Consider the following 18,940-nt stretch of genomic DNA (forward strand, 5'->3'; position numbering starts at 1 on the left):
TCTTGATCCAAATACCCTCGGGGGAGGGCGCCGTAGGCGACCGGGGGCAGAGCCCCCACTGCACCTTTTCCTCATAAGAAATGTCAGCCCAGCCGCACGCCCAGCGTTTCCAGCCGCGCCATCAGCCTCGGGTCTTGCGTCTCGCCCAGCACCACGTCGCGGTCTTCCTTGCGGCCGAACTGGACGCAGCCGCCCAAGGCGGGCGAGGCAAAGCCCGGCGCATGGCCGCCGCGCCGCAGCCGGGCCATCATCGCCGCATTGAACCGGTCGCAGCCTTCCTGCGCGGCCTCCACCTCGGCCCCGGGCCGAAGGTCCAGAAGCGTGCCCGACACCAGCGCCATCATCACCGCCTGGAACGAATGCATCGGGTCCGCGCCAATGGCATCCATGCAGGTGCCGAACGTGGCATCGCCTCCGGCTGTCAGTTCCTGCAATCCGTCAGCCACCCGCTCGTCCAGCCCGCGTTTCAACTGGCCGTAGACGCTGGGGTGCGTGCCCAGCTGCAGTTCCTCGTCCCAAGGGACCACCCGCATGCCCCGCATGTGCCCGACCAGCGCCTGCGCCGTTGCCCCCGGCGCGCCGCGATGGAACAGGTCGTTCCGGAACGTGCGGCGGTGCAGCAGGTCGCGCGCCGTCTCGCCCCAGCCCTCGTCGACCGCCTGCCGCAGAAAGGCGACGCCCTCGTCCTCCAGGAACAGCGCGTCCATATGCTCGGCCAGAACCGCAGGGCCGGCGAACTCCATCTTGGCCTCGGCCAGCGGCCCGGCGATCTCTTCCAGCCAGATGCCGGTGCCAAAGTCCGACGCGATCTCATGCGCCAGGAAATGATCCGGCGCGGTCTTCAGCTTTTCCCACAGCACCCGCGCCTGCGGAGCCATGTCGCCCATCTGCTTCAGCCACTCTTCGACCCCGGCCCGCGCCGCCGCAAAGGGCCGCTCGCCGCGCCCCCTCGGAGCCCGCCGGAAGATCTGCCGAATCGGCGCCGCCGCCGCCCAGCCCGCCGCCGCGTTGTAGCCGAAGTAGGTCACCGACCCGGTGGCCATCCAGCCGTTCAGCACCTGCACGATCTCGCCGCGCACCTCGGGCGGCACCCAGGCCCAGACCCCATGCGCAGCCGCGAAATCGAACCGTTCCGACGTCCCCGCCGCCACCATCTCGGCAAAGGACCCCTCGCGCACCTCGATGTTCGTCAGCCCGACCTCTCGGATCAGCCGGTTCGCCATGACGATGTGTTCGGGCATGAAGTCATAGCCCACGAACTCCGCCTGCGGATAACAGGCCGCCAAGGCGATCAGCGTCATGGCCGACCCGCAGCCCAGTTCCAGGAACCGGAACCGCCCCGAAGGCGAGGGGCAGGCGCGGTTGGCGAACAGCATGCTCTGCTGCCAGCGCCACGGGTTGATCTCGACCTGCACCGCGTCGATGTAGGCGCTGTCGGTGGGGTAGCCCTGCGACCAATCGGACATGTCTCTATCCCTTATGCAAATGCGATACCGATGCGGGCGAGCCGCTCGAACAATTCCGGCGCCGATCCGCGCCCGGCCAGCGCCTCGCGGTGCGCCTCGTCGGGGAATTGCAGACAGGTCCCCGTGACCGGTGACACCAGCCCCGGCAGATGCCCGCTGTCGCGCCCGCGCACCAGCATCACCGCGTTGAACCGGTCACAGCCGTCCTGCGCGGCGGCCACCTGATCCTCCGGGCGCACGTCCAGCAGATGCCCAGACACCAGCGCCATCAGGGTCACCTGGAACGCCTGCAGGGTCTCCATGTTCAGCCCATCCATCACCGCGCCAAAAGTCCCGCCCTCGGAGGCCAGCCCCATGACCCGCGCTGCCAGATCCTCGGGCAGGGGTTGCCGCAGCCGCCGGTACACGCCCAGATGCGTGCCCATCCGCACCTCCATGTCCCATGGGATCACCCTCAGGTCGCGCATCGCCGCCACCATCCCGGACCCGGGCAGCCCCGGCGTGCCGCGATGGTACAGATCCTTGCGGAAGTACCGCCCGTGCAGCAGGTCGCGCGCCGTCTCTCCCCAGCCTTCGGCCACGGCACGGCGCAGCAGCTCCATGTCCTCCTCGGTCAGGAAGGGTGCGTCCAGATGCTCGGCCAGCACGGATGGCCCGGCGTAGCCCATCTTGGCCCCGTCCAGCACCGCCAGTACCTGCTCCAGCCACAGCCCCGTGCCATGCGGGTTGCCCAACTCGTGCATGATGAACCCGTCCGACGACGCCTTCATCGTCGACCAATGGTTGCGCACCATGGGTTGCCTGTCGCCCGTCCGCTCCAGCCAAGCCGTCACCGCCGCCCGCGCGGGACCAAAGCGGTCATGCGCAGGCCCCGGCGGGGTCTGGCGAAAGATCTGCCGGATCGGCTCGGACGCCGACCAGCCCGCTGCCGTGTTGTAGCCGAGGTACAGCAGCGCCCCCGGCGCCAGCCACGCCGCCAGCACCTGCTGCAATTCGGCGCGGACCGCCTCGGGCACCCAGCTCCAGACGCCATGCCCGGCGGCGTAGTCATACGGCACCTCGGGTGGCGTCGCGGCCATCTCGCCGAAACTGCCCTCGTGCACGCGGGCATTGCCCAGACCCGCCTCGGCGATGATCTCGTTCGCCATATGCACCGGCTCGGGCATGAAGTCGTAGCCGTCGAACTGCCCCCAGGGATAGGCCGCCGCCAGCGCCGTCATGGTGGTCGCCGTGCCGCACCCAAGGTCCACGAACCGGAACGGCGCCGACGGGTCCGGGCCATCGCGCCCAGCAAACCGCACCGCCTGCTTCCAGCGCCAGGGCGAGATCGCGGGCTGGATGGCATCGACGTAGACCGCGTCAGTCGGGTAGCCCCGGTTCCAGTCGGACATGTCTTTGGTCCCCCGCGCAGATGGTCTTGCTGTTAATCTTGGTAAATCAATTCTGGCCAAGGTGCGGAGAAGTTGACCGAAAGGCAAGGGCGGGCTTTCCGGACCTCTCGCACCGCCAAAAACACATCACTTTCACGGGATCGTGATCGGCGAAATCGGTGCCGCAATGCAGCATCGCGCAAATCCCGGAGGCCCGGCGCAAAATGCCCGGAAACGCCGTTAACAAAGATTGCCAACCGGCCGGTTTACCCCCGAAAAACGGCCGGGAATCACACCTTTAAATTGAATGCGGAGCGCCATTGACGCTCCGCTCTCTCCGGTCTCGGAGAATTTACTTCCCGTCTGGCGCAGCCCCGGAAACTTCAAAAGTTTCCGCCCCGAAGTCTTTCAAAGACTTCGGCGCCACCCGGTACAGAGGTCTTACATCGACGCGATCAGGTCCGCCTGCTTCACGATCACCTCGGCCTGCTTCATCGATGCGATGTCGATCAGTTTGCCCTTGTAGGTCGTGGCGCCTTCGCCACGCGCCTTTGCCGCTTCCATCGCTTCGAGGATCGCGCGGGCATCGGCCACGGCCTCGTCGGTAGGGGTAAAGACCTCGTTGGCCAGCGCCACCTGCTTGGGGTGGATCGCCCATTTGCCCACCATACCCAAAGTGGCCGAGCGCAGCGCCTGCGCGCGGAACCCTTCGTCGTCGCTGAAGTCGCCAAACGGCCCGTCGACCGGCAGCACGCCATGGGTGCGGCAGGCGGCGACGATGGCGGTCTGCGCCCAGTGCCACGGGTCGGACCAATGCTTAACCCCTTGATGCAGCATGTAATAGTTTTCCTGCGTGCCGCCGATGCCGGTGGTCGCCATGCCCATGGAGGCCGCGAAATCCGCCGCACCGAGGCTCATCGCCTCCATGCGCGGGGAGGCCGCCGCGATCTCTTCCACATGGGCGATGCCCGCTGCGCTCTCGATGATGACCTCGAAGCGGATCGGCTTCGTGCGGCCCTTGGCGCGCTCGATCGCCGTCACCAGCGCGTCGACGGCGTAGATGTCACCGGCGCAGCCCACCTTGGGGATCATGATGCGGTCGATGCGCTCGCCGCCCTGTTCCAGCAGGTCCACCACGTCGCGATACCACCATGCCGTGTCCAACCCGTTGATCCGCACCGACAGGGTCTTCTGCCCCCAGTCGATGTCGTTGATCGCCTGGATCGCATTGGCGCGGGCGGTCTCCTTGTCCGAAGGTGCAACGGAATCTTCAAGGTCGATGTTGATAACGTCGGCAGCAGAGGTGGCCATCTTCTCGAACAGCGCGGTGCGCGAGGCCGGGCCAAACAACTGGCAGCGATTCGGAACGGCGGGCGAGGGGGGCTGAAGGCGGAACGACATTGGGTTTTCTCCCATTGAGTAAGGAAATTGCGTCTTTGTCGGGTGCTTGGTTATAAAATTGCCGAATGCTGCGCAAGCGAAATGCGTGTGCCGCGGTATGCGGTTTGGTGCAGCCATAAGCTCTGACTGCATAAATCTTCGCCGAAAAGGCACCGATGCCGCAGAATCTTGCGGCATTGCAGCATCACACGAAGGAATCGGGAGCCTTTTGTCCAAGGCTTCGCTCAACATGGTCTCGACTTCGACAGGAGACCGCAATGATCCAGACCCCGTACCTTCTCTTCCTGGGCGACGCGCCCGACGCTCTGGCCGCCAAGGTCGCACAGGGCATCCGCGACTGGCGCCCGGACAACTGCGTCGGACAATACCGCATGGAGGGCTGCAAGGCCGACATGAAACTGCCCGACATGACGCTGGAAGAGGCCAAGGCAGCGGGCGCGAAAACCCTCGTGATCGGCGTTGCGAACCGCGGCGGGGTGATCTCCCAGGCGTGGAAGAAGGTTCTGGTCCAGGCGCTCGAGGAAGGCTTTGACCTCGCCTCCGGCCTGCACAACCTGTTGCGCGACGAACCCGATCTGGTCGCCGTCGCCGAGGCCTGCGGTCGCAGCCTGCACGACGTGCGTGTCCCCGAGGTCGACTATCCCATCGCCGACGGCACGAAGCGCCGCGGCAAGCGCGTGCTGGCCGTGGGCACCGACTGCTCGGTCGGCAAGATGTATACCGCCCTGTGTCTGGAAAAATCCATGCACGAAAAGGGGATGAAGGGCGCCTTCCGCGCCACCGGCCAGACCGGCATCCTGATTACCGGCAATGGCGTGCCGCTCGATGCGGTGGTGGCGGACTTCATGGCCGGGTCGATCGAATGGCTGACGCCCCACAACGATGATGACCACTGGGACATCATCGAAGGGCAGGGCAGCCTGTTCCACGTCTCCTACTCGGGGGTGACGCTGGCGCTGATTCACGGCGGCCAGCCCGACGCGCTGATCCTCTGCCACGAACCCACACGCGCCCACATGCGTGGCCTGCCGGGCTACCAGTTGCCCAGCATCGAGGCCGTGCGCGACATGTCCCTCGCCCTTGCACAGGTCGCCAACCCGGGGTGCAAGGTCGTCGGCGTCTCGATCAACACCCAGCACATGGGTGAGGACGAGGCCCGCGCCTACTGCGCCGATGTCGAAGCCCGCCTTGGCCTGCCGACCGTCGATCCTTTCCGCCACGGAGCCGACCGCCTGGCGGACGCTTTGGCGGCGTATTGACCGGAACCGGCCCGTTGCATTGCATTGCGCGGCGGGCCAGGTCTTGAGTATTTGGACCAAGAAGAAGCAGGGGCGTGGCATGATCGAAGTAAACCGGGACGTATTCCGGCTGGCAGAGGCTTTCACCATCTCGCGCGGCTCGCGGACCGAGGCGCAGGTGCTGACGGTCACCGTGACGCGTGACGGCGTGACGGGGCAGGGGGAATGCGTTCCTTACGCCCGCTACGGCGAGACGCTCGACAGCGTGACCGCCGAGATCCTGGGCCTGCCTGCCGGTATCACCCGCGCCGCCCTGCAACAGGCCTTGCCCGCAGGTGCGGCCCGCAATGCCTTGGACTGCGCGCTGTGGGATCTGGAGGCAAAGCAGGCGGGCCGCCCCGCCTGGGACCTCGCCGGGCTGCACGTCCCGGGGCCGGAGATCACCGCCTACACCCTGTCGCTCGACACGCCCGAGAACATGGAGGCGGCGGCCCGCAAGCATGCCCACCGGCCCCTGTTGAAGATCAAGCTCGGGACCCCCGATGACATGCCCCGCCTTGAAGCGGTCCGACGCGGCGCCCCCGACGCCCGCATCATCGTCGACGCCAACGAGGGCTGGTCGGCGGCGGTCTACGCCGACCTCTGCCCGCACCTCCTGCGTCTTGGCGTGGCGCTGGTGGAACAGCCCTTGCCTGCCGGGGACGATGACGCGCTGATCGGCATGGACCGCCCCGTGCCGCTCTGTGCCGACGAATCCTGCCACGACCGCGCCTCGCTGCCCGCCCTCCAGGGCAAGTACGACGTGGTGAACATCAAGCTCGACAAGACCGGCGGCCTGACCGAGGCGCTGGCCCTGCGCGACGCCGCCCGCGCCGAAGGCTACGGCATCATGGTCGGCTGCATGGTCGGCTCCTCCCTCGCCATGGCTCCGGCGGTGCTTGTCGCGCAAGGGGCCGAGGTCGTGGACCTCGACGGGCCGCTCCTGCTGGCCGAGGACCGCGCCGTGCCGCTGGTCTACGACTTGCACGGCGTGCATCCGTCGGAACCCCAGCTTTGGGGGTGACGCGCAAAGTCTTCGACGAAGACTTTGCCCCGCTGAAGGTTTCTCGGACGAGAAACCTTGCCTCCCACCGCGCGATGCGCTCCTGATCGCGCAAATCTGCGACGAGGCCCGACATGACCAAACCCACCTGGGAAGTGCTGGAAACCCACCTGCTCTCTGACAACTGGGCCACCCTGAAGAAGACGAAGCTAAGGCTGACCTTCTCCGACGGCTCCATCTCGGACCAATGGCGCGAGACCTACGACCGCGGCGACGGTGCCGTGATCCTGCCTTATGACCCGGTCCGCCGCCACGTCCTCCTCGGAAAACAATTCCGCTGGCCCGCCGCCCATAACGGCGAGGACCCCTACCTGATCGAGGCCGCCGCAGGCCTGCTGGAACAGGCCGACCCGGCCGAGCGCATCAAGGGCGAGGCGCAGGAGGAACTTGGCCTCACCCTCGACCGCGTCGAATTCCTCTTCGACCTCTATTCCTCGCCCGGTTCCGTCACCGAACGCCTGCACTACTTCGTCGCGACCTACAGCGCGGACGACGCCCAACAACGCTTCGGCGGGTTGCGCGACGAGGGTGAAGAGATCGAAATTCTCGACATCCCCCTGTCTGAGGCCTTGACCATGATCCGCGAAGGCACCATCCGGGATGCAAAGACCGTGATCCTGCTGCAATACGCAGCCCTGCACCTGATGCCATAGGAGTTTCCAATGACCCGCACCGTCTACGTCAACGGCGAATACCTCCCCGAGCACGAGGCCAAGGTCTCGATCTTCGACCGCGCCTTCCTCATGGCGGATGGCGTCTACGAAGTGACCTCCGTGCTCGACGGCAAGCTGATCGATTTCGCGGGCCACGCCAAGCGCCTCGAACGCTCGCTGAGCGAACTCGACATGCCATCCCCCTGCACCATGGACGAACTCCTCGAAATCCATCGCAAGCTGGTGGAGCTGAACGGCATCGAGGAAGGCCTCGTCTACCTGCAAGTCACCCGTGGCGCCCCCGGCGACCGTGATTTCGCCTGGCCGGACCCGGAAACCTGCGCGCCTGGCATCGTGCTTTTCACCCAGAACAAGCCCGGCCTCGCCAACTCCCCCGCCGCGCAAAAGGGGATGAAGATCATCTCGATCGAGGACGTCCGCTGGGGCCGCCGCGACATCAAGACCGTGCAGCTCCTTTACCCTTCCATGGGCAAGATGATGGCGAAAAAGGCCGGCGTCGATGACGCATGGATGGTGCAGGACGGTTTCGTGACCGAGGGCACCTCGAACAACGCCTATTTCATCAAGGGCAACACCATCGTCACCCGTGCCCTGTCCAACGACATCCTGCACGGCATCACCCGCGCCGCCGTCCTGCGCTTCGCCGCCGAGGCGCAGATGCAGATCGAGGAACGCAATTTCACCATCGAGGAAGCGCAAGCCGCCGACGAGGCCTTCATCACCTCGGCCTCTGCCTTCGTGATGCCGGTGGTGGAAATCGACGGTCAGGCCATCGGCTCGGGCACTCCGGGTCCGCTGGCCCTGCGCCTGCGCGAGATCTACCTCGACGAAAGCCGCAAGGCAGCGGTGTAAGACGGGCAGGGGATGCGCGACCTCTTCGCCATCCTCGCCATCATCCTGGCGGTGGTCTCGCTGGGCCTCTTCCGGGTGCCGGACGAAAACGCGCTGCTTGCGGCAGGCATAAGGGCCGAGGCGCAGGCGGCGCTCTACCAGTCCGCCCACCCGCTGACGGTCGAGGTCAAGGGCCGCGTGATCACCGTCTCGGGCCGCGTCGAAACCGAGGAGGCGCGTCAGGCGACCCTCGACACCCTCGCCGCCCTTGAGGGCGTCGAGGACGTGGTCGACCGCCTGACCCTCCTGCCGCAGGTCACGCCCTTCACGCTGGGCATCACCCGCACCGCCGACACCACGACCTACACCGGCCACCTCCCGTCCGAGGCGCTGGGCGTCACCCTCTCCGACCTGCTCGGCCCGCCACCCGGCGAGGACGCGCCCACCCAGCCCGCGACAGACCTCCCCCTCGGCGCGGGCGCGCCCGATGGCTTCTCCGATGTCGCCACGCAGGCCGCCAGAGCGCTGGCGATGATGCTCGAAGGTCGCGCCACCCTGACCGACCGCAGCCTGACCCTTACCGGACAGACCCACCTGCCCGCGCAGAAGCAGGCCATCGAAGCGGCGCTGACCCTCCCCGAGGACTGGACCCTCACCCTCGACGTCACCGCGCTGGACGACGGTCTGCCTTACGCGCTGCTCGCCACGCGCGATCCGCTCATGGGCCTGCACCTCTCTGGAAAGCTGCCCCCCGACTTCGACACCGCTCCCCTCGACGCCCTGCACCCCAACCACGCAACGCTCACCCACGCCCCCCTGCCGCTGGATCAACCCGGCTTCACCGAGGCCGTGGCCCTCACCCTGCCGCTCCTGCGCGACCTCCCGAACGGCACCCTTACCATCGCCCCCGCCACGGTGACCCTCACCGGAGGCCCGCTTCCTGACGGGCTGATTTCCCGCGCCGACGCCCTGCGCGACCAACTCCCCGCGGGCTACGCCCTGCACCTCTCCCTGACGCCCGAGGACCATGGCGACCCGCTCAGCCTCACCCTCGACTGGAACGGCACCCAGGGCACGCTGACAGGCCGCGTCCCCCGCGACTTCCAGCGCGATCAACTGGCCGCCCTCGGCCCCGTCGCCGGAGAGCCCGAGCGCAGCCCGTACCCCGACCTCTCCGACTGGGACGCGCCTCTCGCGCCCGGTCTTGCCGCGCTGAAACATCTCGACAGCGGTCAACTCACCCTCGACACCGACGGCCTGCGCGTCACAGGCATCGCCGCCAACCCCGGCGCGCGGGCGCTGGCGAAACGCGCGCTGGGCGGGGCAGGGACCCTCACCGTAGACCTTGCCGACGATGGCCGCCCCGCCGCCTTCACCCTGAAATGGACCGCAGGCGCGGGCGGCTCCGTCACTGGCAAGCTGCCCGCCGACCTGACGACCGCCAAACTGGCCGACGCCCTAGGCATCCCCACGCTCCGAGGCACCCCCGCCATCGCCCCCACCGGGCAATCCCGCGCTCTCACCGAGACACTGGCCAAGCTGCGCCCGGTCCTCTCTCTCCTCGACACCATCGAGATCACCGCCGCCCCCGACGCGACCACCATCACCGCCACCACCAGCCCCGGCCTCTCGCCCGAAACCTTCACGCTGCCGCCAACAGTCACCCTGACCGAGGCCCCGCCGCCCCCCGCCGGCACCCGCCGCACGCACAGCCTGCTGGACCAGCCGCAGATCTTCACCGCAGGCCACTGGCTGCCGGACCTCGGCGGCGTCCCCACGCTCGAAGGCTGCGCGGAATACCTCCTCCCGCCGATTCCCTTCGCAGAAAACCGCTTTGTCCTGGGTCCGGACACCCACTGGCCCCTCGCGGAATGGGCCGCGCTTGGCCGCGCCTGCACCCGCTTCAACGGCCTCACCATGGCCATCGACATACAGTCCCCCGGCACCCTCCCGGAACTGGCCGCGCAACTCGCCCGCCGCCGGGCCGAGGCCATTCGCACGGCTCTCATCGCACGCGGCATCGACCCGCAGGCCATCACCGCCACGGGCACCGCCGCCGAGACCGACGGCCAGCGGATTACCTGGAAGTAGTCATCGGGAAATAAACGCCGCCGCATGCCGCCCGGCCCACAACCCGGTGGCCAGACACGCCGTCAACAGGTAGCCGCCCGTCGGCGCCTCCCAGTCCAGCATCTCGCCCGCGCAGAACACGCCGGGCAGATCGCGCAGCATCAGCCCGCCGTCCAAAGCGTCAAACGCCACCCCCCCGGCGGTCGAAATCGCCTCGTCCATGGGCCGCAACCCCGCGTGCACGATGGGCAATCCCTTCACCAGTCGCGCCACCGCCACAGGATCAGAGGGCAAAGGCCGCGCCATTTCCATCAACAAGGCTTGCGCCGCCGCTGGCAACCGCAAGGCCTTTCTCAAGGCATTGGAAACGCTCTGCTTGCCGCGCGGCTTCGCCAACCGCGCCACCAGCGCGTCAAGCGACACATCCGGCAACAGGTCCACCACCAACCCACGTCCCTCGCGCAGCGCGGGCGTCAGCGGATAGATCCCGCCGCCCTCCAATCCACGCGCCGAAATCACCGCCTCGCCCCGGTTCTCCAACGGGCCACAGCGGAACACCACGTTCTTCAACGGCGCGCCAAAATGCGGCGCCATATGCGCCGACCAGTCCACCAACAGCCCGGCATTCGACGGCTGGAACGGCGCGACAGGCACACCCCGCGCCCCCAAAATCCCAGCCCATGACCCATCCGACCCAAGCCGCGCCCAGCTCGCGCCCCCCAGCGCCAATACCACGGCCTCAGCCTCGACCACTCGCCGCCCCTCGGGCGTCTCGAACGCCAGCGCCGCACCGTCCCATCCGGTCCAGCGCCAGCGCACATGCCGCTCCAGCCCCATACCGTCCAGCCGCGCCAGCCACGCCCGCAACAGCGGCGAGGCTTTCATGACCTCGGGAAACAGCCGCCCTGTCGACCCGGTAAAGCACGGCTGCCCCAGCCCCTCGGCCCAGTCCCGCACGTCCTCCGGCCCGAATGCCTCCAGCATCGGCCTTAACACCTCCGCCTCGGGATACGACGCCAAAAAGGCCCCAAACGGCTCCATCTTCGTAAGGTTCAGCCCGGATTTCCCCGCCATCAGAAACTTGCGCCCGATCGAGGGCTTGGCCTCCGCCAGCAGCACAGGCACCCCCGCCGACAGCAGCGCATCGGCGGCCATCAGCCCCGCCGGGCCGCCCCCGATCACCACCGCCGTCATGCGCCCGGCGCCTGCCGCAGCTCCACCACGCGGTGCGGATAGGGGATCTCGATCCCGGCGTCCTTCAGCGCGTTCCACACGATGAACCCGACCTCCGAGCCATACTTGTGCTTGCCGTCGTCGATGCCGTTCACCCAGAACTCCACCGCGAAATCCACGCCGCTTTCACCGAACCCCCGCAGCTCGCAATCGGGCGGCTCGGGGCTTTGCAAGACCTTGGGATGCTTCGACACCGCCGCCGTGATGATATCCGGGACACGGTTGATATCGGTGTCGTAGGAGACCTGAAAGGCGAATTCCAACCGGTTCGACGATCCCTGGTCCGAGTAATTCGTCACCCTAGTCGTGATGAAATGCTCGTTCGGCACCACGATCCAGCGCCCGTCGAAGGTCTCCATGATCATCGACCGCGCCGTCGTCTTCACGATGGTCCCGGCCAGCCCGTCATCCAGCTCGACGTAATCGCCCACCGTGACCTGACCCTCCAGCAGCAGGATCACCCCCGAGATATAGTTCGACGCGATCTGTTGCAGGCCAAAGCCGATACCCACGCCCACCGCGCCGCCGATCACCGCCAGCGAGGTCAGCGGGATGCCGACGATGTTCATCAGCAAAAGGAAGGCGATGCCGTAGATCGCCAGCTCGGCGGCCTTGATGGCCAGTTGCCGCGTGGCGGGGGGCATCTCGGCCTGCTTGTGGATGAAGCCGGTGGTCTGGTCGTTCGACCAGCGCCCCAGCCAGAACAGGATCGACCCGGCGATCAGGCCCCGGATCACCGCCATCACGGTGAACTCGATGTTCCCCAGCGCCACGGTGGTCTCGTTCAGCCGCGCCGTCACGATGTCCAGCAGACCCAGCGCATACAGCGCCATGACCGGCAGCAGGATCACCCGGCCCAGCACCTTGAGGAAGCCATCGGTGATGACCTCTCCCACCAGGATGCGTGCGGCGATGAACAGGAACACCCGCTTGCCAAAGGCGATCACCGCGCCCGACCCGAACAGCGCGCGGGTGAACTGCTCGCCGACTGCCGTGAACAGGAAGGCCAGCAGCGGCAGCAGCAAGGGCACGAACACCAGCAGGAACCGCCGCGCCGTCGCAAACAGGCCGTGCTTGTCGGCGGGCGGCGTCAGCAACGCCTCCAGCAGCGGGCGCAGCCGTTTCGTCAGCACCCAGGCCGCCAGCCAGGCCAGCGCCAGCAGCCCGAACTGCGACCAGGCGGCGGGCGACAAAAGCCAGCCCTGCGCGATCTCCCAGCCCTGAAGGGCATACCCCGCCACGGTCTGAACAATCTGCGGCTGATTGGAAAGGTCGAGGTTCATGGGCGCGTCTTCCTGCGATAAGCCGTTGGGATGTTTGCCCGCCCCGGACGCCGGATACAAGGCTCGCGGCGGTGCTGCGCGCGAATCGGGGCGGGGGAGGCCGTCTGCGACACAGCCCGAATTCGGATCGGGGAATGTTAGCGATGCAATCAAGGGTTGCCAAAATGCTGCGACTGCATCGTTTTGGTCCGGCACGGTACGCGGCATTGATTCTGCCGATACCGGACCGGCGCGATCAAAGCCCTGCCTTGGATGAATAGCTGCTATTCACTTTTTGCAACGCATGAAGGATTGCAACCACAGCGCGGCCCGGCGAATCTGGCAGTCGCCCGCGTGACAATCTCATGACAGCAGTGAAAATCTCTGATTTGCAAGGATTTGCGGCAGATATTCGCCATGTGGCGAATGCTTGCGCATGTCGAAGGACAGGGGGCTTGGAAATCCTGTGGTTACGGATAAATGCTGTAGCCGCAAACTTCTGGCCACGTAAGGCAGCATGACCGCCCGTATCTCTACCGCCCCGTTCCCGTCCGGTGTCTCGCGCCGCATGTTCATCGCTCAGGCGCTGGCTTTGGCGACGCTGCTGCCGCAGCGCGGAATCGCCCAGGAGGCGAGCGCCGAGGCCGCGCCCGATACGACAACGGATGTTGGCACGCCCTTTTCCTTCGACTGGCTGGTCGAGCGTATGCGCGCCTCGGCGCAATCCGCCTATGTGCCACCCGCCGTCATCGACGGTCCCGCCGCCTCGCTGACCTATGACGACTACCGCAAGGTGCAGTTCAAGCGTGACCACGCCCGCTGGGCCGATGACAAGGCCCGCGTCGTCCTGCACGCCTACCACCCCGGCTGGCTGTTCAAGACCCCGGTCAAGCTGAACGAGGTCAGAGACGGCCAATCCCGCCTCATGACCTTCACCCGCGAGGACTTCGAATACCACGACGGCCTCGAGGACCGCTTCGCTCCCGGTGCCGACCTGGCTGGCGTCGCGGGCTTCCGCATCAACGCGCCGATCAACAATCCGCAGCGCTTCGACGAGGTGGTCTCCTTCCTCGGTGCCAGCTACTTCCGCGCGCTGGGCCGGGGCAACGTCTACGGCCTCAGCGCCCGTGGCCTCGCGCTGAACACCGCCATCGGTGGGGAAGAGGAATTCCCCTCCTTCACCGAATTCTGGCTGGAACGCCCCGCGCCGGGCGCCGACAGCGTGACCTTCCACGCCGCGCTCGAAAGCCCCTCGGTCGCCGGGGCCTTCCGCTTTACCCTGACGCCGGGCGAGACCACCATCGTGGACGTCGACCAGCAGCTGTTCTTCCGCGACGCGGTGGACCAGGTGGGCATCGCGCCGCTGACCTCCATGTTCCTCTTCGCCCCGAACGAGCGCGGCGACTTCCACGACTACCGCGAGGCCGTCCACGATTCCGAGGGCCTCGTCGTCACCACCGGCGATCGCAGCTACTTCCGCCCGCTGCGCAACCCGAAACGTCTCGGCAACTCCTACATCGGCGCCGCCAGCCCGACGACCTTCGGCCTCGTCCAGCGGTCGCGCGGGTTCGAGGACTACCTCGACAGCCACGCCCGCTACGACCTGCGCCCCTCGCTGATCGTCGAACCCAAGGGCGACTGGGGCCGTGGCGCCATCCGCCTGATCGAGATCCCCACCGATCTCGAAAGCAACGACAACATCGCCGCCTTCTGGGTGCCCGAGGGCAGCGTCGCCGCCGGTGACACCATCGCGCTCTCCTACCGCCTGCACTGGGGCATCGACCCCATGCCTGCCGATACAGAACATGCACAGGTTTTGCGCACTTTGGCCGGACATGGCGGCGTAGCAGGCATCGACCCCGAGGTGGACAAGAAAAAATTCGTCATCGACTTCGAGGGAGGCATTCTCCCGGAACTATCCGGGGATGAAAACGTCACCGTCAGAGCAACCGCACAGAATGGCGAGATCGTGCAAAGCATCGTCGAACGGATCGAGGTGGACGGCATCTGGCGTCTCGTCCTCGAAATCCGTGCCGAGGGTGACGCGCCGGTCGAGCTCAGCGCCGACCTGAACCTTGATGACCGCAGACTGACCGAGACCTGGCTGTACCAATGGACCATGAATTGATCCCCGTTTCCGACCCCGTTACCGAGTACGACACCCCCCTGGGCCTGCCCCCGGTGGCCCCCATGGACATGCCCACGCAGGTGCTGGAACGCCGCGACACCGCCGAAACCGGCCTGCCGTCGCTGCTCCAGTCCGTCTTCGCGCGCCTGCTGCCGCGTCATGCGTAACCAAACGCGCTCCGGTTTCGACGCCGGAACCCTGGCCTGGCGCGTCACCGCGCTGGGCTTTGCGCTTTTCTGTGCCACGGCGGCGGCGGTCCTGATGACCGACGCGGCCTTTGCACATGGCGGCAACCTCTGGGACGCCGCCCGCGTCGTGCTGATCTTTGTCACCACGCTCTGGCTGGCCTGGGGCGCGGCTCAGGCGGTCACCGGCCTGCCGCCCCTGCGCCGCCGCACCACCGACGCCTTGCCGCTGCCCACCGCGCGCACCGTCGTCCTGCTGCCCATCTGCAACGAGGACCCCGTCGCCGCCGCCCTGCGCCTCGAGGCGATGGAACGCTCCTGCCGCGCCGAGGGGCTGACCGTCGATTTCGCCGTCCTTTCGGACACCCGCGACCCGCAGGCACAGGCGCGCGAATACGCCACCTTCCTGCCGCTCCTGCGCGAACGCCCGGATCGGCTGCGCGTCTATTATCGCAACCGCACCGACAACCACGGGCGCAAGGCGGGCAATATCGAGGAATTCATCCGCCGCTCCGGCGCGGCGTGGGAATTCGCCGTCATCCTCGACGCCGACAGCCTCATGGAGGGCGCGACCATCGCCCGCATGATCTCGCGCATGATGGCCGACCCGCAGCTTGGCCTGTTGCAGACCTTGCCAAAGATCATCGGCGGCTCGTCCCTGTTTGGCCGCGCCATGATGTTCGCCGCCTCCTTCCATTCCCCCGTCTTCGCCCGTGGCCTGCAACGCATGCAGGGCGAGACCGGGCCATTCTGGGGCCATAACGCCATTGTCCGCGTGCGCGCGCTGGCGCAATGCTGCGCCCTGCCGCAGCTCTCGGGCCGTCCGCCCTTTGGCGGCACGATCCTGTCCCACGACTACGTCGAGGCCGCGCTTCTGGCGCGCGGCGACTGGCGGGTCGAGGTCGACCCCGCCCTGCAAGGATCGTACGAGGAAGGCCCTGACAACATCATCGCCTACGCCCGCCGCGACCGCCGCTGGTGTCAGGGCAACCTGCAACACATGCGCCTGCTGACCGCGCCGGGCCTGAAGGGCTGGAGCCGCTTCGTCTTCCTTCAGGGCATCGCGGCCTACCTCGTCTCGACCCTTTGGGCGGCCTTCATGATCGCCTCGGTCCTCGCCACCGCGACCGAGCCGCTGCCCAACTACTTCCCCGAGCCCTACCAGCTTTTTCCGGTCTTCCCCGACGACCGCACCCGCGAAATCGTGGCGCTGGCCATCGGCATCGGCGGGCTGCTCCTGCTGCCGAAACTCGCCATCCTCTTCTCGGCCATCGCGGAACGCCGCACCCCCGGCTTCGGCGGCACCGCCCGCGCCACGGCGGGCGTCTTTGCCGAGGTGCTGCTGTCGTCGCTCATCGCCCCCGTGATGCTGGCCTACCAGACCCGCGCCGTGTTCCAGGTCCTCAGCGGTCAGGACGGCGGCTGGCCCGCCAACCAGCGCGGCGAGGGCCGCCTGACCCTGGGCGAAGGGTTCGCCGCCGGGTCGTGGATCGCGCTCTGGGGCCTTGCGGTGCTGCTGGCGACGCAATGGCTGGCCTCCGACCTGACCATCTGGCTCTTGCCCGTGACCCTGCCGATGATCGCCGCGCCGCTTTTGATCTGGGCGACCTCGCTGCCGCTGTTCGACGGGCTGTTCGTGACGCCCGAGGACGCCGATCCCAGCCCGGTCCTCGCCCATTACCGCGCGTTGCAAGACCGCAGCGCGGGCACCTCGAATGACGAAAGCGACCGCGATGCGCCCGCCCAAGCCGTCTGACACCCGCGACACCGACTCGCGGATCGTCACCCTGCCGCCCCGCATGTTGCCGGTGACCAAGGCCCCGCGCGACCCGCGCATCGACTTCTTTCGCGGCGTGGCGCTGATGATGATCCTCATCAACCACATGCCGGTGAACCCCTACGAGGTGCTGACCACCCGCAACTTCGGCTTCTCCGACGCGGCAGAGGCGTTCTTTGTCATGTCCGGCATCGCGGCGGGCATCGCCTATTCCCCGGCCATCGTCCGCTGGCTGGACGGGGTAGGGCGGCTGCGTGACGCGGTCATGCCTTTGTGGGGGCGGGCGTGGCAGCTTTACATGGTGCAGATGCTGCTGACCGTGCTGGTGCTGGCGCTCTTTGCATGGGCCACAACTGCCTTTCTGAACCCAAAGTTCAGCGAGATGCACAACCTCGTCACCTTCTACGCCGACCCGCTGGCGGCCTTCACCGGCATCCCGATCCTCTCCTTTCAGATCGGTTACGTGAACATCCTGCCGACCTATATCGTGCTGATGCTGCTCGCGCCCCTCGCGCTGATCGGCGGCATCCGCTGGCCCATGGCGACCCTCGCGGCCAGTATCGCGCTGTGGTGGGTGGGTGGCGCCTACCGCCTCAACATCCCCAACTACCCGGGCAACGGCGAATGGTTCCTCTCGCCGCTCTCGTGGCAACTGATCTTCGTCGTGGGCCTGCTGGTCGGCATCCGCCACCGTCGCGGAGAACGCCTCGTCCCCGCCTCCCGCCCGCTGTTCTACGCCGCGCTGGGCTACCTGCTGTTCGCGCTGGCGTGGCGGGAAATCCCGGCGCTGGCCAGCTTCATGAACAACAAGATGGCGCAGCTCAGCAGCCTCGGCGCGCCCTACCAGTTCACCTCGCACAACAAGGCGTTCCTGACCTTCCCGCGCGTCAGCCACATGCTCGCGCTGGTCTACGTCCTGTCCTGCCCGCAGATCATCCGCGACATCGCGGGTCACGCAATCGCCGCGCCGCTCAGACTGATGGGCCAGTACAGCCTCGCCGTCTTTGCCTTTGGCACGCTCTTCGCGCTCTCCGGCCAGATCGTGTTCCGCGTCGCCCCCGAGGCCACGTGGCTGCCCTGGGTCATCCCGCCGGTCGCGGCCCTCGCCAGCTGGCTCGTCGCCTGGGTGAAATCGCAGCTGAAACCGCAGCGCCCCGCGCCGCAGGCGCAGCCCGCGACACAGGCCAACCCCCTGCGCAACGCAGGCTAACAGGTCTCCCCGGCGACCAGCCGCAGCCCAAGGTCCACCCGCGCCTCGTCGCCGCCCTCGACGACATACCGCGCCGCGCGCAGGCCCATCTCGTGCCGCGGCGTCTCCACCGTCGTCAGCCGACAGGGCAGGGCGTCCAGGAACGCCAACCCGTTGAACCCGGCCAGGGCCAGCCCCCCCGGCATCGCCACCCCGCGCGCGAGGCATTCCATCATGCCCCCCGCCGCCAGATCGTCATTGGCGTAATACACCGCCTCAGGCCGCACCCCGTCCAACAGCCGTCCCGTCGCCAGCCGTCCCGCCACCATGGACGGCCCGTCCACGACCTCCTCGGCCACCACCTCCGCCCCGGCCTCCCGCACAACCTCCCGGAACCCCGCCAGCCGCTTCTCCGCCCGCAGGTCGCGCCCCCTCGGCCCGCCCACATGGGCGAACCGCCGATAGCCGCGCGCCAGCATGTGCCGCGCCGTCATCCGCCCAGCCTCGGCCTGAGACACCCCGAAAGCCGCCGCGATCGGCGCGCCGTCGATGTCCATCACCTCGGCCACCCGCACGCCCGAAGCCCGCAGCGCCGCCCGTGTCGCCTCCGTATGCTCCAACCCCGGCAGGATCACGCCGCGTGGCCGCCATGCCAGCAGGTCGCGCACCAGCTCCTCTTCGCGCTCCAGGTCATACTCTGTCACGCCGAACACCGGCTGCAAACCATGCCGCCCCAGCACCTCCGTCACCCCGCCCAGCACCTCGGAGAACACGCGGTTCTCCAGCGTCGGCAGGATCACCGCCACCAGCGGCGTGCTGTCATCGCGCAGCGCCATCGCCAGACGGTTCGGCACATAGCCCAGGGCCCGCGCCGCCTCCTCGACCCGCTGCCGCACCGCCTCGGACACCTGTCCCGACCCGCGCATGACCCGGCTCACCGTCATCTGGCTGACCCCGGCGGTGCGGGCAATGTCGCCCATGGTGGGCCGCGTCTCTTGCGTCACGTCCGAACCT

15 protein-coding genes are annotated in these 18,940 nt (G+C 67.5%); 9 read left to right on the plus strand and 6 right to left on the minus strand.

Features of this window, described 5'->3' with window-relative positions; genetic code table 11:
• Positions 1-83: 83 nt before the first annotated feature.
• The 3 genes from ACP16H_RS09775 to ACP16H_RS09785 form a co-directional block, all read right to left on the minus strand.
• Complete coding sequence (locus ACP16H_RS09775; protein ID WP_425072095.1) at positions 84-1,466, minus strand: methyltransferase regulatory domain-containing protein; 1,383 nt, start codon at positions 1,464-1,466, stop codon at positions 84-86.
• Positions 1,467-1,477: 11 nt separating this feature from the next.
• Positions 1,478-2,857 (minus strand): methyltransferase regulatory domain-containing protein, encoded by a 1,380-nt coding sequence (locus tag ACP16H_RS09780; protein WP_425072096.1) that lies wholly within the window; start codon positions 2,855-2,857, stop codon positions 1,478-1,480.
• 420 nt (positions 2,858-3,277) lie between these two features.
• Positions 3,278-4,237 (minus strand): L-malyl-CoA/beta-methylmalyl-CoA lyase, encoded by a 960-nt coding sequence (locus ACP16H_RS09785; protein WP_425072097.1) that lies wholly within the window; start codon positions 4,235-4,237, stop codon positions 3,278-3,280.
• Positions 4,238-4,494: 257 nt separating this feature from the next.
• On the opposite strand from ACP16H_RS09785, the gene dgcN reads away from it, so the two are divergent.
• The 5 genes from dgcN (at position 4,495) to ACP16H_RS09810 (ending at position 10,173) form a co-directional block, all read left to right on the plus strand.
• Entirely contained in the window at positions 4,495-5,496 is a 1,002-nt protein-coding gene (gene dgcN, locus ACP16H_RS09790; protein ID WP_425072098.1) for an N-acetyltransferase DgcN, read from the plus strand.
• A gap of 79 nt (positions 5,497-5,575) precedes the next feature.
• Positions 5,576-6,538, plus strand: coding sequence for an N-acetyl-D-Glu racemase DgcA (dgcA, locus tag ACP16H_RS09795; RefSeq protein WP_425072099.1), 963 nt, complete (start codon positions 5,576-5,578; stop codon positions 6,536-6,538).
• Positions 6,539-6,651: 113 nt separating this feature from the next.
• On the plus strand, positions 6,652-7,230 hold the full coding sequence (locus tag ACP16H_RS09800; protein WP_425072100.1) for an NUDIX domain-containing protein: 579 nt from the start codon (positions 6,652-6,654) through the stop codon (positions 7,228-7,230).
• Between the two features lie 9 nt (positions 7,231-7,239).
• Positions 7,240-8,103, plus strand: coding sequence for a D-amino-acid transaminase (locus ACP16H_RS09805; protein WP_425072101.1), 864 nt, complete (start codon positions 7,240-7,242; stop codon positions 8,101-8,103).
• Between the two features lie 12 nt (positions 8,104-8,115).
• Entirely contained in the window at positions 8,116-10,173 is a 2,058-nt protein-coding gene (locus ACP16H_RS09810) for a BON domain-containing protein (RefSeq protein ID WP_425072102.1), read from the plus strand.
• Here ACP16H_RS09810 and ACP16H_RS09815 read toward each other — a convergent pair whose 3' ends face one another.
• Both ACP16H_RS09815 and ACP16H_RS09820 read right to left on the minus strand, forming a co-directional pair.
• On the minus strand, positions 10,174-11,346 hold the full coding sequence (locus ACP16H_RS09815) for a TIGR03862 family flavoprotein (protein ID WP_425072103.1): 1,173 nt from the start codon (positions 11,344-11,346) through the stop codon (positions 10,174-10,176).
• Entirely contained in the window at positions 11,343-12,668 is a 1,326-nt protein-coding gene (locus ACP16H_RS09820) for a mechanosensitive ion channel family protein (protein WP_425072104.1), read from the minus strand. The genes ACP16H_RS09815 and ACP16H_RS09820 overlap by 4 nt, the downstream gene beginning before the upstream one ends.
• 496 nt (positions 12,669-13,164) lie before the next feature.
• Between ACP16H_RS09820 and ACP16H_RS09825 the strand changes: the two genes are divergently transcribed.
• The 4 genes from ACP16H_RS09825 to ACP16H_RS09840 are packed head-to-tail and all read left to right on the plus strand — an operon-like array spanning position 13,165 to position 17,947.
• Complete coding sequence (locus ACP16H_RS09825; RefSeq protein WP_425072105.1) at positions 13,165-14,775, plus strand: glucan biosynthesis protein; 1,611 nt, start codon at positions 13,165-13,167, stop codon at positions 14,773-14,775.
• The gene (locus ACP16H_RS09830; protein ID WP_425072106.1) at positions 14,760-14,942 is read left to right on the plus strand and encodes a hypothetical protein; all 183 of its coding nucleotides are present in this window, start codon (positions 14,760-14,762) and stop codon (positions 14,940-14,942) included. The genes ACP16H_RS09825 and ACP16H_RS09830 overlap by 16 nt, the downstream gene beginning before the upstream one ends.
• Positions 14,935-16,716 (plus strand): glucans biosynthesis glucosyltransferase MdoH, encoded by a 1,782-nt coding sequence (gene mdoH, locus ACP16H_RS09835; RefSeq protein WP_425072107.1) that lies wholly within the window; start codon positions 14,935-14,937, stop codon positions 16,714-16,716. Before ACP16H_RS09830 ends, mdoH begins: the two co-directional genes overlap by 8 nt.
• A complete protein-coding gene (locus ACP16H_RS09840; protein ID WP_425072108.1) occupies positions 16,676-17,947 on the plus strand; it encodes an OpgC family protein in 1,272 nt (423 codons plus the stop codon). Before mdoH ends, ACP16H_RS09840 begins: the two co-directional genes overlap by 41 nt.
• Here the strand turns inward: ACP16H_RS09840 and ACP16H_RS09845 are convergent.
• Positions 17,944-18,930: a LacI family DNA-binding transcriptional regulator gene (locus ACP16H_RS09845; RefSeq protein WP_425072109.1), complete on the minus strand. Its 987-nt coding sequence runs from the start codon at positions 18,928-18,930 to the stop codon at positions 17,944-17,946. The genes ACP16H_RS09840 and ACP16H_RS09845 overlap by 4 nt on opposite strands.
• Positions 18,931-18,940 lie beyond the last annotated feature (10 nt).

The sequence above is a fragment of the Sagittula sp. S175 genome (assembly GCF_049800975.1).
In the GTDB taxonomy this organism is placed as follows: Bacteria; Pseudomonadota; Alphaproteobacteria; order Rhodobacterales; family Rhodobacteraceae; genus Sagittula.